We start from the raw sequence: 20,059 nt of genomic DNA, 5'->3' as shown, positions 1-20,059 counted from the left end.
ATCTATGACGCGAGGGGCTGCATCAGCCGATCACCCAGCCCGCTGCGGCGCTGGGTGGGAGTGCTGATGGCGCTCGCCAACACCTTCTGGCTGGTATAGAGCGAAAGCTGCCGTTTGGCGCGGGTAATGGCGGTGTAGACCAGCTCACGCGTCAGCACTGGCAGCCACTGGTTGGGCAGCACCAGCAGGGTGTGGTCGAACTCCGACCCTTGCGACTTGTGCACCGTCATCGCGTAGGCGGTCTCGTGGGCTGGCAGGCGGCTGGGCTGCACCGATTTGATCTCGCCGTTGGGCAACTGGAAATAGACGCGCAGCTCGTGGCGCGCGTCCCGCAGCGTGATGCCAATATCGCCGTTGAACAACCCCAGCGCACTGTCATTGCGGCTGATCATCACTGGTCGGCCTGCATACCAGCGTCCGGCCGCGCCCGGCGCACGGCGGATCACCCCTTGTCGGCTCAGCGCCTGCTCAATCCGTTCATTCAACCCACTGACGCCAAATGGCCCCTCGCGCAGGGCGCACAGCACGCGGAAGCGGTTGAACAGTGCCAAAATCTCGGCGGCATCCCCGCCTGCGTTCACCTGTTTCAGGTAGGGCTGGTACTCCTCCATACACACCGCCAGCAGGTGCTGGTACTCCTCGGCGCTGCCCAGCGGGTAGCCGCGCACATCCTCATGGCTCCCCTCCAGCGCCTTCAGCGCCTGCGGGGCCTGCCCGGCATTCACCGCGCTCGCCAGCCGGCCAATGCCGGAGCGGGCATCGAAGCGGTAGCTTTTGCGCAGCAGGCAGAGGCTGTCACGGACGGAGGCGTGGCTCGGGTGGTCGGCCCCCTCAAGCGCACAGCCGGTCAACTCGCTGAGCTGGCCAGCGCGGGACGCACTGTAACCCTGCTCGGCGAAGCGACAGAGATCGCCCAGCACTGCCCCGGCCTCCACGGACGCCAGCTGGTCGCGATCCCCTAAGAAGATCACCCTGGCGTGTGGCGGCAGGGCCGCAATCAGCCGCGCCATCATTGGCAGATCCACCATCGACGCCTCATCCACCACCAGCACGTCGAGGTGCAATGGGTTGGCGGCATGATGGCGCATCCGCTGGCTGTTGGGCTGCGCGCCAAGCAGGCGGTGCAGCGTCGATGCCTCCTGCGGGATGGCGACCGACAGATTGAGTTCGCGGCTGGCCTTGCCCAGCGACTCGGTCAGGCGCGCCGCCGCCTTGCCGGTCGGCGCGGCCAGCTGGATGCGCAGTGGCTTGCCGCCAGACAGCTGCACCAGCGCCGCCAATAGCTTGGCGACGGTGGTGGTTTTGCCGGTGCCGGGGCCGCCAGAGATGATGGAGATGCGCCGGGTGATGGCCACGGCGGCCGCCACCTTCTGCCAGTCCGGCTCCGCGCCGCCCGCGCCAAACAGCGCATCCAGGATGGCGGCGAGCGCCTGCGTATCCGCCGGCTGGTCGCAGTCGCTGGCGATAAAGCTCGCCACCTGCGCCTCGCACTGCCACATCCGTTGCAGGTAGAGCCGATCTTCATGCAGCACCAGCGGCGTCGGGCGGGAGCCGTCACTCACCGCTGGCCACGCCAGCAGCCATTCGCGCCACTGTCCGTGGTCTGGGTTACCGATGCGCTCACCCATGGCACCGGCCAGCTCCGGGTGGCGACCATCAAACAGCGCCGCGGCGCTCAGGTGGGTCAGCGGCAAGCAGACGTGGCCGCTGCCCGCCTCGGCGCTGACACAGGCCGCCGCCAGCATCAGCGCTGGCTCGCGCTCATCCGCCAGAAAACGGGCAAATTGCACATCCAGCGGCCTCAATGCGCCGCCCAGCAGCGCGCGTTCCAGTAAGGTCATCATGGGCGTGTCTCCGCCTCCATGTTAAGCGCGTGGCCCTCAAACAGGGCGTCCATCTGCTCGATGAATGCTCCCGATGGCCGACAGCGGAACAGGCCGTTATCCGGGTGCTGCCGGTCAATGCCGCGCAAAAAGAGATAAATCACCCCGCCAAAGTGGCGGTCAATGTCATAGTCAGCCAGACGGTGGCGCAAATAGCGGTGCAGCGCCAGACTGTAGAGCTGGTATTGCAGGTCGTAGCGGTGCTCCGCCATCGCCTGCTCCATCGCCGGTTGGGTGTAGGCCGCGGCACTGTCGCCCAGCCAGTTGGATTTGTAGTCCAGCAGGTAGAATTTACCCTCCCAGCGGAACACCAAATCGATAAAGCCTTTCAGCATCCCCTGCACCTGCCGGAAATCGAGGGGCGGGCAGCGGGCAGAGAGCAGGTCATGCCGTTTGACCAGCGCGTCCAGATCGGCGGCGTGCAGCAGGCCACGGATCGGGATGTAGAACTGCAACTCGGCCTGACGCATCGCCGGTGTCAGCTGCCGCAACGACAGCCCCGGCGGCCCAAGCGGCGCCTGTAGCACCTGCTCCAGCCACGGGGCCAGCACTTCGCCCCACTCCGCGCCAAAGCCGTGTGCCACCAGTTTCTCCGCCAGCCAGTCGCTCTGCGGCGTCTGGCTGAACTCCATCTCCTCAAACAGGCTATGCAGGAAGGTGCCGGGCGACGCGCCCTTCGGGAAGGCGTGCGGCGTCATGCCCGGAGCCGGTTCGGCGGGGTTTTCGCCAGCGGCGTCAATGTCCAGACGTGGCAACAGCGCCTCCGCCAACGCACTGCCGTGCTGTTGCAGGCCGGAGTAGCTGGTGACGCGCCAGTTGTCGCTGACGCGGCGGCTGAAGTCGCGGGCAGCCAGCGTGAGCGCCGGGTTGCCCGGTGCCTCCCACGGCTGCGGAGCTGGCTCGGCCACCTGCGTCAGGGCGATGCCCTCGCCCTCCAGCGCTGCCAGCCGCGTCGCCAGCTCGGCGGCGTCACAGGGCTGGCCCTGCTGGATCAGGTAGCCGAGCGCGCTGCGGTGCAGGTCGGTTTCGCCCTGCTTTTTGCGGTTGCCCTGAATCAGCGGGGCCATGCCGATGCTACAGTGGTAGACCGAGCGGGTCAGCGCCACGTAGAGCAGGCGCAGATCCTCTGCCAGCCGCTCCTCTTCCGCCAGCGCCTGACTCTCCTCCTCGGCGCGTAAGTCGAGCAGCGCCGCAAAGGTCTGGCGATCGTGGTAGAGCGCCTGCTGCTGCGGGCGGAAGTGGGCAATAAAGGGCAGCCACACCAGCGGGTACTCCAGCCCTTTGGATTTGTGGATGGTGACGATCTGCACCAGATGGCGATCGCTCTCCAGCCGCAGTTGCTGGTTCTCCGCCTGACTCTCTGGCTGGGCGATCTGCTGCGCCAGCCAGCGCACCAGCGCGTACTCGCTCTCCAGTTGCGCCGAAGCCTCCTGCAACAGCTCACCCAAGTGCAGGAAGTCGGTCAGGCGGCGCTCGCCCTCCTCGCTCACCAGCAGGTTTTCCGCCAGATGGCGCTTGCGCATCAGCTCGCGCAGCATCGGCAGCACACCACGCCGCTCCCAGTGTTCGCGGTAGCCGTCAAACTCCAGTACCAGCGCATCCCACTCCGTTTCGCTCTCGCTCAGCGCCGCCAGTGTGCGGGCGTCGAGTCCCATAATGCCGGCGGCCAGTGCGCTGCGCAGTGCGCGCTCCTGCTCCGGCGCCAGCACCGCCTGCAACAGCCAGAGCAGGTCGCGCGCCTCCGGGGTGTCAAAAACACTGTCGCGGTTGGAGAGGTAGACCGATGGGATGCCGAGCGCGCCGAGCGCCTCGCGCACCAGCGCCGCCTCATTGCGGTTACGCACCAGCACCGTGATGTCCGAGGCGCGCACCGCGCGGCGCTCGCCCCCGCTCACCAGCCAGGCGGCATCACGCTGCCCGGCGGAGAGCCAGTCGCTGATCTGGCCAGCGCACTGGCGCGCCATCAACTGCTGGTAGTCACTGACGCCAATCCCCTCGCCCGCCTGAAGCCAGAAGTGCAGCGCTGGCTGTACCGCGCCCTCCACCTCAAAGGCCAGATCGCGGTTGCGCCCGGCGGCCTGCACCGGGCTAAAGGGAATCTGCGCAAAGATGAAGGGGTTATCCGATAACTGGAACAAGCGGTTGACCGCGGTCACCATCGGGTGGGCGGAGCGCCAGTTGGTGCCAAGCGTATAGTGAGCATTCACTTCGGCTCTGGCGCGCATATAGGTGAAGATGTCCGCGCCCCGGAAGGCGTAGATCGCCTGCTTTGGGTCACCGATCAGCAGCAGCCCGCACTGGGGTTGCTGCCCGTAGATGGCGCGGAAAATGCGGTACTGCTGGGGATCGGTATCCTGGAACTCATCGATCATCGCCACCGGGTAGCGGGTACGGATTGCCTCGGCCAGCGCCTCGCCGCCTGCCGATTGCAGCGCCTCATCCAGCCGACTCAGCAGGTCGTCAAAGCCCATTTCGGCGCGCTGGCGTTTCTCCTGCTGCACCGACTGGCGGATCTCCTTGATTGCCTGCGCCATCACCACATCACGCAGCGACAGCGGCTCGGCATAGAGCCTTTCAATCAGCTCAAACACCGGGTGGCGCGGTGGCTCGCCCTTTTTGGTCTTCTCCAGCAACGTCGCCTGGCTGAACCTCTCCAGCTCCTTCGGCAACTGGTAGTCCAGTGTCTCCAGCTGGCTCCAGGCACCGACGGCCTCCAGCCACTGCGGCAGGTAACGGCTGCTGTAGCTGCGCTTGTCCACGCCAGAGTCACCGATCAGCGTGCCCAGTTCCGCCGCCGACGCGGCCCAGCCCTGTTTCACCTCGGTGATGCGCTCGACGATGCGCGCATGGCGGATCAGCAGGGTCTCGCCTTCGGCTGGCGGGTAGCGCAGCGCCGGGGCCTCGCCCTGCAAGTAGGGCGTCAGGTCGCGCAACAGCTCCTCCGGCCCGCTCCACATCTGCCCCACCGGCCGCGCCACTGCAATCGGCAGCGGGTAGCAGTGGCGACGCCAGAAGTCAGCGCAAGCCTGACGGCGCAGCGGCGTCTCATCCTGCACCAGCGTCTGCTCGAACAGGATGCCGGACTCGAAGGCATTATGGGTCAGCATCCGCTGGCAGAAACCGTGGATGGTGTAGATGGCGGCCTCATCCATCTGGCGCTCGGCTGCCAGCAGCAGCGCGGCGGCGTCGGCCAGATCGGTCATCTCCGCCATCAGCGACTGCAACATGCCATCACTGCTGTTGCCGCGCACACAGGCCAGCCGCAGCGCGTGGATATTCTCACGGATACGCCCACGCAGCTCTTCGGTGGCGGCCTCGGTAAAGGTCACCACCAGAATCTCCTCCACCGTCAGCGGCCGGGGGAAGGCCGCCGCGCCGCCCAGCCCGAGCAGCAGGCGCAAATAGAGGATGCCGATGGTAAAGGTTTTGCCGGTACCGGCTGACGCCTCAATCAGCCGCTCCCCAGAGAGCGGCAGTGTCAGGGGATCAAGCGGCAGCGGGATGGCCGTACTCATTGCCCGTTCACCTTTTGCGGCAGGGTAGCCTGCAGGCCGGTGACGTTCTCATAGCGCGTCCAGCCCTGCGGCGCGGCAAAGCCAGCTTTCCCCGGCTCGGTGCCACTGCCCTGCAACTGCGACAGCAGCGCCAGCCCCTCAGGGGCCATGACCGCTTGCCGATAGTAGGTATGAAGCTGTTCGCGCGTCAGACTGCCCAGCACTTTCAATACCTTGTCACGGGTATCGAAGGCGAAATTGCCACGGCTGAAGTCATTGCTGAACCGGCCGGCCTCCTCACTCAGGGTCTGTGGGCGCTGGGTCAGCTCATTGATCATCCCTTGACGGTACTGCATAAAATCCTCATTGCTCATGCTGGCCAGACGCTTATCGGCCTGGGTAAAGAAATCGAGATAACGGGTATAGAGGTAGGCCGGCGACTGGTTGCTGCTCTGCAACAGGAAGCCCATCCCCCACTGTTTGCCCACAGAGATGGGGAAGGCGAACACCGCATAGCCCAGTTGCTCCTGGGTGCGCAGCTGGCTGTAGAACCAAGGCTGGATAATCTGCCCCAGCAGCGCGCTGTAGGCCATGCTTTTCACCTCGTCATAGCCCGGCGGCACAAACACCGCGGCCAGCGCCGAGTCGCTGCCCGTGCTGTTCTGTTGCAGGAGGGCGAGCTGTTGCTTCTCGATCACCACCTCCTTGCCGTGCCACCACGCCTTGCCGGTGCAGCCGAGCTGGGTCTTCAGCGAGCGCGCCAGCGCCTGCACCTGCTCCGGCGTCATGTTGCCGACCACCATCACCTCAGGGGCGGCCAGATGCAGCAGGCTGTCGCGGTAGGCAACAATATCCTGCACCGTGATGCCATCCAGCATCGCGCGCCGCGCGGCCCGTTCGCTGTAGGGGATGCGTGACAGCATCTGCACCGGCATGATCGCCTGTTCAAACGCCTTGCCACGTTCGGCGGAGTCCAGCTTTTCGCGATACCAAGACTTCGCCTGCGCCAGCTGCTCGTCGGTTGGCGTAAAGCTGGAGTAGCCCTCCACCAGCGAGGTCAGCAACTGCGGCAGGCGCTGGGTGTAGCCATTGGCGTTGAACACCAGCCCGTTGTCCGGCGAGGTGGAGAAGCTGATGCCGCCAATCGAGGCCTGATAGCTCAACTGATCCAGAGAGAGGCCCGCCAGATAGTCAGTGAGCGCATACATCACCTGATGGCGGGCGGAGTCGAGCGCCGTCGGGTTGCGGAAGGCAAAGGTGATGTCAGCACGCGGCTCATCGCCGAAGTAGCGGCTCGGCATGTAGAGCGCGCGCAGCCCCGGCTCATCTACCACCAGCTGCGGGCGCGTAGCCTGCGGGTCAGCCTTGATCAGCGACAGGTCATCCGGGATGTAGGGGTTGAGCGCTGGCAGGGTCAGGGCGATCTGGCTGCCCAACTGTTGCCAGCGCGCATACTGTGCCGGGGCGATCGGCTCGACCTGATAGGGTGCGTCCACAAAGTAGGCGGTACGGTTGTGTGGCTGATCCGGGCTGACCACCCAGACGCGGGCGTTTTGCGGCGTCAATTGGTCCAGCCGCTGGCTGATGGCTTGCGGATCATAGCGGTCAGCCAGATAGGGCGCATCCAGCGCATGGTTGACCGGCACCCGCAGCAGGGTGTCCACCAGCCATTCGATGTAGTTCATGTCGCGGGTGATGGCCGGGTAGCGGAAATCGAGGTTCAGCACATGGCCAATCTCATCGAAATAGCTCTGGCTGATGCCGTCGCGGCGCAGCAGCGCGAGGTAGTTGAAGATGGCGGCGATCACCTCATCCTTCTGCGCCAGCCCCTTGTCCGTCAGCGAGACCGAGATGGCAAACACGCCTTGGTTGCGATCCACCAGCGGATCGGCCCCGGCGTTGATGGCGTCTGCCAGCCCCTGCTTCTGCAACCAGTCAGAGAGGGTGCCGGGGCTGCGGTTGCCAATCAGGTAGCTGATGTAGGTGTCGATTTTGCTGCGGAACGCCTGACTGTTATTGTCAATCGCGAACTCCAGCTTGAGCTGTTTGCGTGGCTGGGCGGGCACCACGTGGATCATGATGCCCTTCTGCGCGGCCGTCAGGGTCGGTGCGGTGATGGCTGGCACCGTTGCATCATGGTTGGCGATGCGCCCGAAGGTCTCCGCCGCCAGTTGCCCCAGCGCCGGCAGCGGCTGGTTGCTGTAGATCACCCCCACCATCAGGTTGGCGGAGTAGTAGCGGTGATAGAAGGCGGTCAGCTCATCGTGCAGCACGCTACCCGGTTTGTCCTTCAGGGTATCGAGGTTGCCACCGGAGAAGCGCGCGCTGGGGTGCGCCGGGTTGAGGGTCTCGGCCCGCACCTGCGCCATGCGCATCCCGTCGCGGGAGCGTGCCATCGTCAGCTCGGCATTTACCGCATGGCGCTCGCGATCGGCATTGACCGGATCGAGCAGCGGCGCGGCGATGGCATCCGCCAGCCGATCCACCGCCGGTGCCAGTGCCTCATTCTCCACCTCCAAATAGAAGGCGGTGCGGTAGGAGGCGGTGCTGGCGTTGTGGCTGCCCCCATGCTTTTTGAGGAACTCCGCCAGGTTCTCCGGCTCCGGGTACTTTTTCGACCCCATCAGCACCATGTGCTCAAGGTAGTGCGCCAGCCCCAGCTGGCTGTCGGGATCCTCCAGCGAGCCGACCGGCAACGCCAGCGCCGCCAGTGACTTCGGCGCTTGCGCATCCGAGACCAGCAGCACGGTCATCCCGTTGTCCAATTTCACCGCCTGATAGTGACGGGGATCGTGTTCACTCTTGTTGATTGTTTCCGCCAGTGGCTGCCATCCCTGAGCAAATACACTGAAAGGCAAAACAAAAACCACTAACAACAGTAACCTGGAAATACAGGTAAGCTGTTTTCGCATTCCCACTCTCCCATCACTTCGTAAATATACCGCTGGTGTAAACGTCAAATTGGCCTGGCCACTCTGCGTGCACGCTGCGAATGTCAGGCCGGGCTGGCCCGATGGGGTCAGACCCGGTTATGCGGCGAAAGTTTCGCCAATCGGCGCACTCTCGCATTTTCTGCATCCATCGTATAGCGATGGAGTGCGCCAGCGTCCTTTCATGGGGTTATCCGGCTGCCTTCAGGCATCGGGTTGATGATGGCGCATCAGGGGCAGCAAGAAGCGCTCTGCCTGACGCTGAATCTGGATAATGTCATCCTCATCCAGTTGGCGGATGACACGTTGCAGGTAGGGATCCTCGCTTTCGCCGGGCATCCGCGGGTCGCCCAGCCACGCCTGCAACAGCTTGCCGCGCGCCTTGCCCTGCGTCTCATCGTCGCGCTTGATCTCACCGGTCTGGGAATCATAACACTGGTTGAGCCAGGCCCAGCCGCTCTTGTTCAGCAATAGCAGCGGCTCGCGCATCCCTTGGCGGTAACCCTCAATCAGTTGCCCCAGCAGCTGCGCCGCCTCGTCGGCCGGCAGCGGCGGGAAGTGCCACTCGCTCTCCTTGCGGCCATAGCTGCGGCTGGCCCCCTCGCCCCCCGATGCACAATACGCCAAATGCTCAATCCACAGCAATATGCCATCCACCGCGTTCAGCTGCGCCGGACGCCAGCGCAGCAAGCCGTCAGCCTGCACCTGATGGATCCAGCCAGTCACCCACGCGCCACCGATTTGCAGGGCGACCTCCTCGCTGTGCGACTCGCCACGCAGGCCACGCACCCGCTCTGCCAGCGCGCCCATCTCCTCAGATTGCGTCTGCCAGTAGATCTCGCCAAACGCGCCGTAGGGCAGCGCGCCAGAGGCTTTCACGCGATCGTAGAGCGCCGAGACATCCTGCTCTTCGATCAGCGTATTCAGCAACTGGCTGTTGAATTTGTAGCGGTTGAGGCTGTCCAACACGAACGGCTCCTCATCCGGCAGCTCGGTCTCTTCAAGGATGAAGTTGACCCCCAGCCGCATCTGGAAGAAGGCGCGTACCGGATGGCGATAGAAGCGCATCAGGTTGTCCAGCGTGATCTCCTCCAGCGGCTGCGGATCCAGCGGCTGGTTGAAGTCCGGGTGTGGCTCGCCGAGGGCGCTGGCAGCGGGCAGCCACTCTTTGGCATAGCTCTGGTGCTCATGGCCCGGTACAAAATTTTCGGCATTGAATGGCATTCGCGCATGCCAGCACACCAGATGCTCGCGCACGCGCCGCTCGCTCTCATCCGCCTCACGATCCAGGTCATCCGGCAGCACAAAGCTTTGGCCGATATACTCCATCAGTTCCGTCACCAGCACCGAGGCGTAGCGCTCGCTGTTGTCCTGAATAGAGCGGCCGATAAAGCTGATGTAGAGCCGCTGCTGCGCGGAGAGCATCGCCTCCAAAAACAGGTAGCGGTCATCGTCGCGGCGGCTGCGGTCGCCCTTCTTCACCTGATGCGCCATCAGGTCAAAGCCGAGCGGTGGCAGGGTGCGCGGGTAGACGCCATCATTCATGCCGAGCAGGCAGACCACTTTAAACGGGATCGAGCGCATCGGCATCAGGGTACAGAAGTTGATCGGCCCCGCCAAAAAGCGCTGGCTGATGCGCTCCTGATCGAGGCGCGCCGCCAGGTCATCCCGCAGGATGGTCAGCGGCACCGCGTCCGGGTACTGCGCCGAGAGGCCAAAGTTGATCGCCTTCTGCCACTGCTCCTCAATCACCGTCAGTACCCCCTCCGTCTCCACGTCCTTGGTGAAGAAGGTATCGAGCATCTGCCGGCAGAGCGGCAGCCAGTCGGCCAGTGGGCGGGACTCAGCCAGCAGGCTGCGCCAGCGCGTCAACTGCATCAACAGTTCGGCCAGGTGGCCAGCCAGCTCCGCCGCCAGCCCGGTGGTTTCGTCATAGGGCAGCACGCCCTGCCAGTGGCCTGCCTCGCTCTCCATCGCATAGCCCAGCAACATGCGCGTCAGGCCAAAGCGCCAGGTGTGCTGGCCGGTCGGCGGCAGCGCCAACTGGCGGATGGCATCATCATCCAGCCCCCAGCGGATGCCAGACTCGCTGACCCACAGGCGCAGCAGCCGCAACCCATCTTCATGGATGGAGAAGCGGCTGGCCAGCGCGGGCACCTCCAGCAGCGCCAGCACCTGCTCGGCGGTGAAGCGGCTCTGCGGCATCTCCAGCAGCGAGAGGAAGGCCTGCAACGCCGGGTGGGCCTGACTGGCCTTGCGGTCAGAGATGGCGAACGGCAGGTAGCGCTCTGGCGGCGCGTTGCCGAACACCGCCTGAATATAGGGCGCGTAGCTGTCGATGTCCGCCACCATCACGATGATGTCGCGCGGCGTCAGTGACGGGTCTTCGGCCATCATCGTCAGCAATTTGTCGTGCAGCACCTCCACCTCGCGCTGCGGGCTGTGGCAGGCGTGGATGCAGATGGAGCGATCCTGCGGGTCAAGCAGCCGCTTGCCAGCGCTGCTGGCCAGCGTCTCCGGCGTCATGCCGAGCACCGCCCGGTCATCCAGCTCCAGCATGTCGCGCTGCACCGCATGGAGCAGGCTATCATCCTCCAGCTCAACAAATGCCTGCACCTCTTGGATCTCATCCACCTGCGACAGCAAATACATATGATCGCGCCCCAGCTTGCCCCAGGAGGCCAGCAACGGGTTGGTCAGCGCCTGCTCGCCCTCCTGATTGAACAGTTGCGGTGCCTGCTCCGGGTCACGGAACAGATCGACCTCCGCGCGCGCCAGATAGTCACGGCGCTTGCGGCTCTGCAACTTCGCCAGGAAGGCGTAGTTCTGGATGTCGCCCCAGTAGTAGCGGCAGGGGTTGGTGAACATCAGGTGGATGTCGATGTGCTGGCCGAGCGCCTGCAACGCCTGTAGGTAGACCGGCGGCAGTGCCGAGATGCCGCAGATAAAGACCCGCTTCGGCAACCCCGGCGGGCACTCCGCGCTCTGGTGCAGGGTGGAGATAAAGCGCTGGTAGAGGTTGGCGCGGTGCCACGTCGGCTGGTTCAGCGATTCGGTGTATTCACACAGCCGCTTCCACAGCACCGATTGCCACTGCTGCGCCTCGCCCAAATCCGGTTGCAGCTCACCGCGCTGCCATCCTTCGAGCCAGGTCGGTCGGTAGACCAGATATTGGTCGAACAGATCCGCCACCCGCGCCGCAAGCTGGTGGATTTTGCGTTTGTCGCCGTCATCAGTCAGGTAGTGGCGCAGCGCCGTGAACTCCGGCTGCGGCAACATCTGCGGCAGCAACCACATCAGCTTCCAGGTCATCGCATCTTTGCTGAAGGCGCTCTCTTTCGGGATGCCCGGCAGGACGCGGGTGAACATCTCCCAGATAAAGGTGGCGGGCAGCGGGAAGTGGATATTCGCCGCGATGCCAAACTCCTCCGCCAGCTGCATTTGCAGCCACTGCGCCATGCCGGGGCTTTGCACCAGGATCACCTCCTGCTCAAAGGGATCGGCAAGCGGTTGCCCCTCAATCAGTGCGGCAATCAATTTTTTTAGCAAATCCAGATGGTTGGAGTGGTAGACGGTGAACATGGTGCCTCTGAAGTGAATAACGGGTATAGCAGACGGCGTGCGCCGCAGCCCCACTGTAACCTGACGTCGGTGTAAATCAACAGCACGCGGCGGGTTTTTAGCACAACAGGCGGCTCAGCGATACCTGATAATGCATCGGTGTGACCACCACCACTTTCGCCCAATGGCAGGCAGGCGTGGCCGCCGGGGAGGCCGTCACGGCCAGCGTCCAGCCCGCTGGCGGCGCCAAAGGCACCTCAGCCGTGGCCGACAGGGCGGCAGCCTCCAGCCGCTCTCCGGCCAGTTGCCACGCCTGTTGCGCCTGCCGCTGCCGCTCAAACCCGGCGGCCAGCGCCTGCTGGTAGCGCAGCAGCCCCAGCAACGACACCGCGAACAGCAGGGCGGCGACCAGCATCTCCACCAGCGTAAATCCTTGCTGGCCTCTCATGGCACCTCCTGTACATCACAGTCGCGGCGCTCTCTCTCCGGGCAGAAGTCGAGCCAGCCGCCAGCCAGCTGTTGCACCTGCCCCTCCCCGTCGCGCGTGACCAACTGGTAGAGGTAGAGCGGCGTCCGCGCATCCACCTGCCCCTGCCCGCGCAGCAGGTATCCCCCCAACTGGGTGCTGGCCTTCAGGCAACTGCGCCCTGCGTCAGATGTGCGGCACTGCCAGCGGCCGGGTGGCGGTTCGGGCCAGCGCTGGGTGGTGCCCCACGCCAGCGCGGAAGCGGCCTGATTCCATGCCAGCAGCGTGCGCCGGGTATCCCCGGTCATGCGCACCGCTTCGTCGAGCTGGCCGTGCAGCGCCTGCAACCCTGCCAGTCCCAGCGCCATCATGCCCAGCAGGGTGAGCAGCAGCGCATTGCCGCGCTGTTTCACCGCGCTCATCGCGCCCTCCCCCGCATCAGACGTTCGATCTGGCGGTGTACCGCTGGCGTACGCGCCCCCTGCGCCGCCAGCGTCAGCCGGTAAAACTCGCCCTGCCGCGCCAGCTGGAATTGAGTCACGGTGACTTCCGCCGGATCGAGCAACCGCTCCCAGCCCGCGCCGTGACAGCCCTCCCCGCGCCGCGTCTCCAGTGCGCCCGCTGACAGGCGATAGCCAAAAATTTCCGCCTCTGGCCCACTGTGCTCCCAGCGCCCATTGCGGTTGAGGTCATAGGCAGCCTGCACACAGGAGCCAGCCGCCTCGCCGGGTGCAGCGCCCAACAGAATGGCCTGAGTGCCACACTGTTCGCCCGCGCAGAAACCGGCGCGGCGCAGGTCTTTCTCCAGCCGGTTCGCGGCCTGATACAGGGCCTGCTCCAGCCAGACGCGCTGCCCCAGCCGCTGGCCTTGCAGGTAGATCGGCGGGTAGCCAGATGCGGCGGCCAGCATCACCACGCTGCCTATCGCCATCGCCAGCAGCACCTCCGGCAGGGTAAAGCCCTGTGCCTGATTCAACGGCATGGCGGCACCCCGCTGAGGTTATCCTCGCTGCATAGCCGCAACCGCCCCTGCCCCGACAGCACCACCCGGATATGCCCCGCGCCGTTGCGGAGCGTGATATGCCCCGGCTGCGCGGTATTGCGCAGGCCATAGAAGCCCATGCCATTGCCGCTGAACGCCTGCACGGTAACGCCGTAGCGCGCCGCCGGGTAGAGGGCCGCGGATGCCGTGCCGCAGCCCGCTGGCGGTGGGGGCTGCGTGGTGACACACCCGCGCGCGCCCTCCTCCACCCACAGCAAACGGGTGTCATTGGCGGCATTGGCCTGTGCCTGCACCCGCCCCAGAAAGGTCTGGAGCGCCAGCGCGCCTTGGCGCAGCCGTTGCGCCTCACGCACGCCCTGCCATGACTGGATGCCGCCAGCGGTCAGGATGGCAACCAGTGCCATCACCACCAGCATTTCAAGTAAGCTCATGCCCTGCTCGTTCTGGTTTTTCATGCCAGCCACTCTACGCGGCCTTGCACCCCGCTGGCGCGCCAGATGCCAACCCTGCGGCGTGCTTTCCAGCGCGGCGGCGGCGTTTTCCGTTTCCGTCATTTTTCTGGAAGCGCGCGCGCAAAACTGCGGCCGTTCGCCGGGCGACAGGCATAAAAAAACCGAAGCCTTGGCTTCGGTTTGATACAGCAGAGCGATGGGTTAGATGGCGACCGGTGCCTTGATGGCCGGGTGCGGGTCGTAGCCCTCGATCTCGAAATCCTCAAAGCGGTAGTCGAACAGCGAGGCCGGTTTGCGTTTAATCACCAGCTTCGGCATCGGGCGCGGCTCACGCGTCAGTTGCAGGCGTGCCTGCTCCAGATGGTTGCTGTAGAGGTGGGTGTCGCCGCCAGTCCAGACGAAATCGCCCACTTCCAGATCGCACTGCTGCGCCATCATGTGCACCAGCAGCGCATAGCTGGCGATGTTGAACGGCAGGCCGAGGAACACGTCACAGGAGCGCTGGTAGAGTTGGCAGGAGAGTTTGCCATCCGCCACATAGAACTGGAAGAAGGCGTGGCACGGTGCCAGCGCCATGCTCTCCAGCTCGCCGACGTTCCAGGCGGAGACGATGATGCGGCGCGAATCCGGGTCACGCTTGAGCTGCTCCACCACCTTGGCCAGCTGGTCAATTTCACGGCCATCGGCCGCACCCCACGCGCGCCACTGCTTGCCGTAGACCGGCCCCAGATCGCCGTTCTCATCGGCCCACTCATCCCAGATGGTGACATTGTTCTCACGCAGGTAGGCGGTGTTGGTGTCACCGTTCAGGAACCACAGCAGCTCATGGATGATGGAGCGCAGGTGGCAACGCTTGGTGGTCACCAGCGGGAAACCCTCTTGCAGGTTGAAACGCATCTGATGGCCGAAGATCGACAGCGTGCCAGTGCCGGTACGGTCGGCTTTCGGGGTGCCCTCATGCAGCACTTTATGCATTAAATCCAGATACTGTTTCATTTTACCTCACGACACTTTTTTGGGGGCGGCGGTACGCCCAAATCATCATAATCACACCCGCGACGATCATCGGAATTGAGAGGATCTGTCCCATGCTAATTATGCCGTCAAACAGGCCGAGTTGCGCATCCGGCTGGCGGAAGTGCTCAACCACGATGCGGAACGCGCCATAGCCAATCAAAAACAGGCCAGAGACGCTGCCCATCGGGCGCGGTTTGCGGATAAACAGGTTGAGGATGATAAACAGCACCACCCCCTCCAGCAACAGTTCATACAGCTGCGACGGGTGGCGCGGCAGTACGCCGTACTGCGCCAGCAGCGGTTGCAGCGACGGGTCGGCGGCGGCCAGCGCCACATCCTCGCTGCGCGAGCCGGGGAACAGCATCGCCCACGGCGTGCTGGTGGTGACGCGGCCCCACAGTTCGCCATTGATGAAGTTGCCCAGACGGCCCGCGCCCAGCCCAAACGGGATCAGCGGCGCGATAAAGTCCGACACCTGGAAGAAGGTGCGTTTGGTGCGGCGGGCGAACAGCAGCATCACGCAGATCACGCCCAGCAGGCCGCCGTGGAATGACATGCCGCCATCCCAGACACGGAACAGGTAGAGCGGGTTATCCAGGAACAGCGGCAGGTTGTAGAACAGCACATAGCCGACACGGCCACCGACGAACACGCCGAGGAAGCCGAAATAGAGCAGGTTCTCCACCTCCTCCTTGGTCCAGCCGCTGCCGGGCTTGTTGGCGCGACGCACCGCCAGCCACATGGCAAAAATAAAGCCCACCAGGTACATCATGCCGTACCAGTGGAGGGAAACCGGGCCTATGGAAAAAATGACCGGGTCGAAGTTCGGAAACGCCAGATAGCTGTTACTCATCCATCACCACAAATTGTCTAGTGTTTTACCCCGGGGGGGTCGGCAGGTTGCGAATCATAGCATAGGCGAAAAGCACGCCGGGCGCGGCGGGATAAATTATCTGTAAAGAAAGGCGTCTGCCGGCAGGCCCGGCAGACGGGGGCGTGGCGCTACTTGCCGCCGCGGATCAGGCCGCCCAGCCCGCGCCGCTCCATGAACGCCGAGACGCTGTGGCGCACGTCGCTGGTCTGCGCCGCCGTCAGCGCGCGCGCTGCCAGCGCCTCGGCGTCACACAGGTCGATGCGGCGCAACAGGTACTTGATGCGGGCGATGCTGCGCCCGTTCATGCTGAGGTGGCGGTAGCCCAGCCCGACCAGCAGCAGCGCACCCATCGGGTCGCCGGCCATCTCGCCACACAGGCTCAGATCCAGCCCGGCGGCGTGGCTCTGGTCGGCAATCATCTTCAGCACCCGCAGCATTGAGGGGTGCAGGTTGTCATACAGCGCCGCCACCCGCGTGTTGTTGCGATCCACCGCCAGCAGGTACTGCGTCAGGTCGTTGGTGCCCACCGAGACAAAATCCACCCGCCCCGCCAGATGCGGGATCAGGAACACCATCGCTGGCACCTCAATCATCACGCCAAGGCGCACCGGCGGCAGGGCGTAGCCGAGCACCTCCTGCACCTCGCGCCCGGCGCGCTCAATCAGGCGCTTCGCCTCATCCAGCTCCTCAAGGCTGGTGACCATTGGCAGCAGGATGCCAAGGTTGCCGGTGGCGGCGTTGGCGCGCAGCATCGCCCGCACCTGAATTAAAAAGATCTCCGGCTGGTCGAGGGTGACGCGGATGCCGCGCCAGCCAAGGCAGGGGTTCTCCTCGCTGATCGGCATGTAGGGCAGTTGCTTATCCGCGCCGATGTCCAGCGTGCGCAGCGTCACTGGCCGCTGTGGGAAGATCTGCAACATCCCTTGGTACTGCGCCACCTGCTCCTCCTCGGAGGGGAAGCCGCCCTGGAGCATGAAGGGGATCTCGGTGCGGTAGAGGCCGATGCCATCCACCCGGCTGCCGAACAATTTTTCGTGGTCGGCGCTCAGACCAGCGTTCAACAGGGTGTGGATGCGCTCGCCGCTCTGCAATTGCGCCGGTTGCTCCACGTCATCCTCGGCGCGCTGGCTCAGCTCCTGCTCCTCGCTGATCAGCCGTTGGTACTCCTGCACCAGCACCGGTTCCGGGTCGATCAGCAGCTCGCCGCGGTAGCCATCGACAATCAGCAGCCGCTGGTTGAGCAGCGAGGGCTGGATGTCCGCGCCCATTATCGTCGGCACGCCCATCGCCCGCACCAGAATGGCCGCGTGCGAGTTGGCCGCGCCGTCGCGCACCACCACGCCAGCGAGGCGATCGGCAGGCAGTTCGGCCAGCAGGGTGGCGGTCAGCTCGTCGGCCACCAGCACGAAACGCGCTGGCCACTCGACGTCGCCCTGCACGCTGTCATCAAGGTGGAACAGCAGCCGCTGGCCGAGAGCGCGCAGGTCACCGGCACGCTCGCGCATGTAGGCGTCCTGCAAACTGGCGAACTGGGCGGCGAAGTGTTCCACCACCTTTTTCACCGCCCACTCCGCCACCGAGCCGCCATCCACCTCAAAGTAAAGCTCGCGCTTCAGGCGGGCGTCGTTGAGCAGGTGGGAGTAGAGGTCAAAGATCGCCGCGCTCTCTTTCTGCGCGCTGGCGGTGAAGCGCTTGCTGAAGCGGCGGAACTCGGCGCCCGCCTCCTCCAGCGCGCGCGTCAGGCGTTCGCGCTCGCGGGTGCTGTCGAGTGACGAGGCCATGTAGACCAGATCCAGCGACGGCTGCGAACTGTCCTGCCAGCCGGTGCCGATGGCCACGCCCGGCGAGGCGGGCAGCGCCTTGACGCGCGTCTGGCGGAAGCGGCCAAACAGCACATTGAGCTGCGCCTGCGTCAGGAAGCCTGCCACCTGCGTCGCCAGCGTGACCATAAAGGACTCTTCGCTCTCGTCAAACTGGCGGTGTTCGCGCTGCTGCACCACCAGCACGCCGAGCAGTTGGCGGCGATGGATGATCGGCACGCCAAGGAAGGAGCGGAAGCGCTCCTCTTTGACCTGCGGAATATATTTGAAACTGGGGTGGCTGTGGGCGTCAGCGAGGTTGATGGGTTCGGCCAGCCGGCCGACCAGCCCGACGATCCCTTCGTCAAAGGCCAGCGCCACCTGGCGGCCGCGCGGCTTTTTCAGGCCGCGCGTGGCCATCAGGTAGAAGCAGCGGCGATCGTTGTCTGCCAGATAGATGGAGCAGACCTCCGTGCTCATCGCCTGGCAGGTCTCATTCACCAGCAGATCCAGCGCCTCGTTCAGGCTGGTGGCTGCGGCGACCTTCTCAACAATTTCTCGCAAACGCGTGAGCATAATCTGCGTGACTTAACCTCTTTTACGACGGTAAGCGGGGGGTGAGCGAGGCGGGCTGAGCTCCTGCATCGGCATCACGGTAGTGGAAAACTCTTTCATCACGCGCCGGTAGACGTCACGTTTAAAGGAGACGACCTGGCGCACCGGATACCAGAAGCTGACCCAGCGCCAGCCGTCAAACTCCGGCGTGCTGCTGCGCTGCATATTGATATCCGCATCGTCGCACATGAGCTGCAAGAGAAACCATTTTTGCTTTTGGCCGATACATACCGGCTTTGTGTCCCAACGCACCAAACGTTTTGGCAATTTATAGCGCAACCAGTTGCGGGTTGAGGCCAGGATGCGGACATCCTTGCGGTTCAGTCCCACTTCTTCAAACAGTTCACGGTACATCGCCTGCTCGGCGGTCTCACCGGGGTTGATTCCCCCCTGGGGAAACTGCCAGGAGTGCTGACCGTAACGACGGGCCCATAATACCTGCCCCTGCCGATTACAGATTACGATACCAACATTCGGGCGGTAGCCATCATCATCGATCACCGGACTACCTCAAATAAGCGTAAATGCATATGTCTTGATTGTTTCACACTCCCAACAGGCGGTAAACCACTGCTTCACGGCCCGCCGCACGGAATAACATTGAGTTAACCCACAGCTTGCTGCCAAGTTATAAACATATACCCAGATCGGGGGGCCATTTTATTCACTTTTTCTGTGGATATCTTTGTGCAGAAGTGGCAATCCGGGTAAAATAGGGGCAGGCAGTGGATAAAAACCCCCTTAGAGCCCATCGGCATATTCCTATTTAAAACAGCCGCATACCCCAATAACGCCGGGCTGGCTGGCAATGATAATGTGATCAATATCACCTTATGATGTTAATATGTCTAAATAGTGACCAATGTCGCTTTTATCCACAGATAACGCCAATTTATTGGGCATGAAAAGAGTAAAACCGGCAAAAACGCCGGGAGTCAAGGCTGTAAATGGAACCAGTTATGTGCTTTGCCCTCTCTTATCCAAAAAATCTGTGGATAACCTGGTGCAAGATCCGGTTTATAGCAGTGATCAGGCGGTGAAAAAAAGCGGGCCGATCGGTAAATGCCTGCTATGGGCCGGGAAAATCCCCAGACAAATCATGCTATTATTTCCAGTGTGCCGCCACCTGCCTGACCTGCCAAAATAGGGGCTGCGCGACTGTATATTTTTTAATCAACCGTGAGTGACTACCATGAGCCTTTCGCCCCTGCCCCCGCCAAATGATTGTGAGGAACTGCTGCAACGCGCGCAGGCACTGGCCGGCCAGTCGCTGGGCGAGCTGGCGGCGCGCGCGGGCATCGCCATCCCGGCTGACCTCAAGCGCGACAAGGGGTGGGTCGGCATGTTGCTGGAGTTCTATCTCGGTGCGACGGCTGGCAGCAAGGCCGAGCGGGACTTCCCGGCGCTCGGCGTGGAGTTGAAAACCATCCCGATTGATGCCGCGGGCAAACCGCTGGAGACCACCTTCGTCTGTGTTGCGCCGCTGACCGGCAACAGCGGCGTCAGCTGGGAGCGCAGCCACGTGCGCCACAAGCTGGCGCGGGTGCTCTGGGTGCCGGTGGAGGGCGAGCGCCAGTTGCCGCTGGCGGCGCGGCGCATCGGCGCGCCGCTGCTCTGGTCGCCCAGCCCGGAGGAGGAGGCACAGTTGCGCTGCGACTGGGAAGAGCTGATGGACATGATTGTGCTGGGCAAGGTGGAGAGCATCACCGCCCGCCACGGCGAGGTGCTGCAACTGCGGCCCAAGGCGGCCAACAGCAAGGCGCTGACCGAGGCGATTGGCGATCGCGGCCAGCCGATCCTGACCCTGCCACGCGGCTTCTACCTGAAAAAGCCCTTCACCGCCGCCCTGCTGGCGCGCCACTTCTTGCTGTAGTTCGTTCATTTTCCTGATTGAGGGGCCGGACGGCAAAATTCGGATTTTTAGAGGTGATTTTACCTTGCTTTATATGTCAGTTTGCTACGCTT

Annotated in this window: 14 protein-coding genes; 2 read left to right on the top strand and 12 right to left on the bottom strand. The window is 63.8% G+C overall.

The annotated features are described in order from the left end of the window. Nucleotides 1-2: 2 nt before the first annotated feature. From recD to rppH, 12 genes are all read right to left on the bottom strand, one after another. Nucleotides 3-1,844, bottom strand: coding sequence for an exodeoxyribonuclease V subunit alpha (gene recD, locus C1N62_RS03210; RefSeq protein ID WP_137762271.1), 1,842 nt, complete (start codon nucleotides 1,842-1,844; stop codon nucleotides 3-5). Continuing rightward, on the bottom strand, nucleotides 1,841-5,398 hold the full coding sequence (recB, locus tag C1N62_RS03205; protein ID WP_137762270.1) for an exodeoxyribonuclease V subunit beta: 3,558 nt from the start codon (nucleotides 5,396-5,398) through the stop codon (nucleotides 1,841-1,843). The genes recD and recB overlap by 4 nt, the downstream gene beginning before the upstream one ends. Next, nucleotides 5,395-8,289, bottom strand: coding sequence for a pitrilysin (ptrA, locus tag C1N62_RS03200; RefSeq protein ID WP_137762269.1), 2,895 nt, complete (start codon nucleotides 8,287-8,289; stop codon nucleotides 5,395-5,397). The genes recB and ptrA overlap by 4 nt, the downstream gene beginning before the upstream one ends. Before the next feature lie 222 nt (nucleotides 8,290-8,511). Next, on the bottom strand, nucleotides 8,512-11,889 hold the full coding sequence (gene recC, locus C1N62_RS03195) for an exodeoxyribonuclease V subunit gamma (RefSeq protein WP_137762268.1): 3,378 nt from the start codon (nucleotides 11,887-11,889) through the stop codon (nucleotides 8,512-8,514). A gap of 97 nt (nucleotides 11,890-11,986) precedes the next feature. Next, a complete protein-coding gene (locus C1N62_RS03190; protein ID WP_137762267.1) occupies nucleotides 11,987-12,316 on the bottom strand; it encodes a prepilin-type N-terminal cleavage/methylation domain-containing protein in 330 nt (109 codons plus the stop codon). Beyond that, complete coding sequence (locus C1N62_RS03185; protein ID WP_137762266.1) at nucleotides 12,313-12,756, bottom strand: YgdB family protein; 444 nt, start codon at nucleotides 12,754-12,756, stop codon at nucleotides 12,313-12,315. Before C1N62_RS03185 ends, C1N62_RS03190 begins: the two co-directional genes overlap by 4 nt. Continuing rightward, nucleotides 12,753-13,316, bottom strand: coding sequence for a prepilin peptidase-dependent protein (locus tag C1N62_RS03180; protein ID WP_137762265.1), 564 nt, complete (start codon nucleotides 13,314-13,316; stop codon nucleotides 12,753-12,755). Before C1N62_RS03180 ends, C1N62_RS03185 begins: the two co-directional genes overlap by 4 nt. Then, on the bottom strand, nucleotides 13,307-13,768 hold the full coding sequence (locus tag C1N62_RS03175; RefSeq protein WP_168195798.1) for a prepilin-type N-terminal cleavage/methylation domain-containing protein: 462 nt from the start codon (nucleotides 13,766-13,768) through the stop codon (nucleotides 13,307-13,309). Before C1N62_RS03175 ends, C1N62_RS03180 begins: the two co-directional genes overlap by 10 nt. Before the next feature lie 222 nt (nucleotides 13,769-13,990). Next, nucleotides 13,991-14,785 carry a thymidylate synthase gene (thyA, locus tag C1N62_RS03170; RefSeq protein ID WP_137762263.1) on the bottom strand — a complete coding sequence of 265 codons (795 nt, stop codon included), beginning with the start codon at nucleotides 14,783-14,785 and terminating at the stop codon, nucleotides 13,991-13,993. A 1-nt stretch (nucleotide 14,786) separates the two neighbouring features. Next, nucleotides 14,787-15,659: a prolipoprotein diacylglyceryl transferase gene (lgt, locus tag C1N62_RS03165; protein WP_137762262.1), complete on the bottom strand. Its 873-nt coding sequence runs from the start codon at nucleotides 15,657-15,659 to the stop codon at nucleotides 14,787-14,789. Between the two features lie 149 nt (nucleotides 15,660-15,808). After that, complete coding sequence (gene ptsP / locus C1N62_RS03160; RefSeq protein WP_137762261.1) at nucleotides 15,809-18,055, bottom strand: phosphoenolpyruvate--protein phosphotransferase; 2,247 nt, start codon at nucleotides 18,053-18,055, stop codon at nucleotides 15,809-15,811. A 12-nt stretch (nucleotides 18,056-18,067) separates the two neighbouring features. Continuing rightward, nucleotides 18,068-18,595, bottom strand: a complete 528-nt coding sequence (gene rppH / locus C1N62_RS03155) for an RNA pyrophosphohydrolase (protein WP_137762260.1) — start codon at nucleotides 18,593-18,595, stop codon at nucleotides 18,068-18,070. A 361-nt stretch (nucleotides 18,596-18,956) separates the two neighbouring features. Between rppH and C1N62_RS23120 the strand changes: the two genes are divergently transcribed. Then, complete coding sequence (locus tag C1N62_RS23120; RefSeq protein WP_168195797.1) at nucleotides 18,957-19,241, top strand: hypothetical protein; 285 nt, start codon at nucleotides 18,957-18,959, stop codon at nucleotides 19,239-19,241. 45 nt (nucleotides 19,242-19,286) lie between these two features. Further along, a complete protein-coding gene (mutH, locus tag C1N62_RS03150; RefSeq protein WP_137762259.1) occupies nucleotides 19,287-19,967 on the top strand; it encodes a DNA mismatch repair endonuclease MutH in 681 nt (226 codons plus the stop codon). Nucleotides 19,968-20,059 lie beyond the last annotated feature (92 nt).

It is taken from the genome of Nissabacter sp. SGAir0207 (assembly GCF_005491205.1).
In the GTDB taxonomy this organism is placed as follows: Bacteria; Pseudomonadota; Gammaproteobacteria; order Enterobacterales; family Enterobacteriaceae; genus Chimaeribacter.
The sequence above is the reverse complement of the archived record's forward strand: the minus strand, read 5'-3'. Positions and strand labels throughout refer to the sequence as shown.

Bases quoted from the DNA above. Each gene is read 5' to 3' on its own strand.
- C1N62_RS23120 (WP_168195797.1), top strand. From the start codon at position 18,957: ATGTCGCTTTTATCCACAGATAACGCCAATTTATTGGGCATGAAAAGA.
- C1N62_RS03180 (WP_137762265.1), bottom strand. From the start codon at position 13,316: ATGCCGTTGAATCAGGCACAGGGCTTTACCCTGCCGGAGGTGCTGCTG.
- ptsP (WP_137762261.1), bottom strand. From the start codon at position 18,055: ATGCTCACGCGTTTGCGAGAAATTGTTGAGAAGGTCGCCGCAGCCACC.
- recD (WP_137762271.1), bottom strand. From the start codon at position 1,844: ATGATGACCTTACTGGAACGCGCGCTGCTGGGCGGCGCATTGAGGCCG.
- lgt (WP_137762262.1), bottom strand. From the start codon at position 15,659: ATGAGTAACAGCTATCTGGCGTTTCCGAACTTCGACCCGGTCATTTTT.
- ptrA (WP_137762269.1), bottom strand. From the start codon at position 8,289: ATGCGAAAACAGCTTACCTGTATTTCCAGGTTACTGTTGTTAGTGGTT.
- thyA (WP_137762263.1), bottom strand. From the start codon at position 14,785: ATGAAACAGTATCTGGATTTAATGCATAAAGTGCTGCATGAGGGCACC.
- C1N62_RS03175 (WP_168195798.1), bottom strand. From the start codon at position 13,768: ATGAGCTTACTTGAAATGCTGGTGGTGATGGCACTGGTTGCCATCCTG.
- recC (WP_137762268.1), bottom strand. From the start codon at position 11,889: ATGTTCACCGTCTACCACTCCAACCATCTGGATTTGCTAAAAAAATTG.
- recB (WP_137762270.1), bottom strand. From the start codon at position 5,398: ATGAGTACGGCCATCCCGCTGCCGCTTGATCCCCTGACACTGCCGCTC.
- mutH (WP_137762259.1), top strand. From the start codon at position 19,287: ATGAGCCTTTCGCCCCTGCCCCCGCCAAATGATTGTGAGGAACTGCTG.
- C1N62_RS03190 (WP_137762267.1), bottom strand. From the start codon at position 12,316: ATGAGAGGCCAGCAAGGATTTACGCTGGTGGAGATGCTGGTCGCCGCC.
- C1N62_RS03185 (WP_137762266.1), bottom strand. From the start codon at position 12,756: ATGAGCGCGGTGAAACAGCGCGGCAATGCGCTGCTGCTCACCCTGCTG.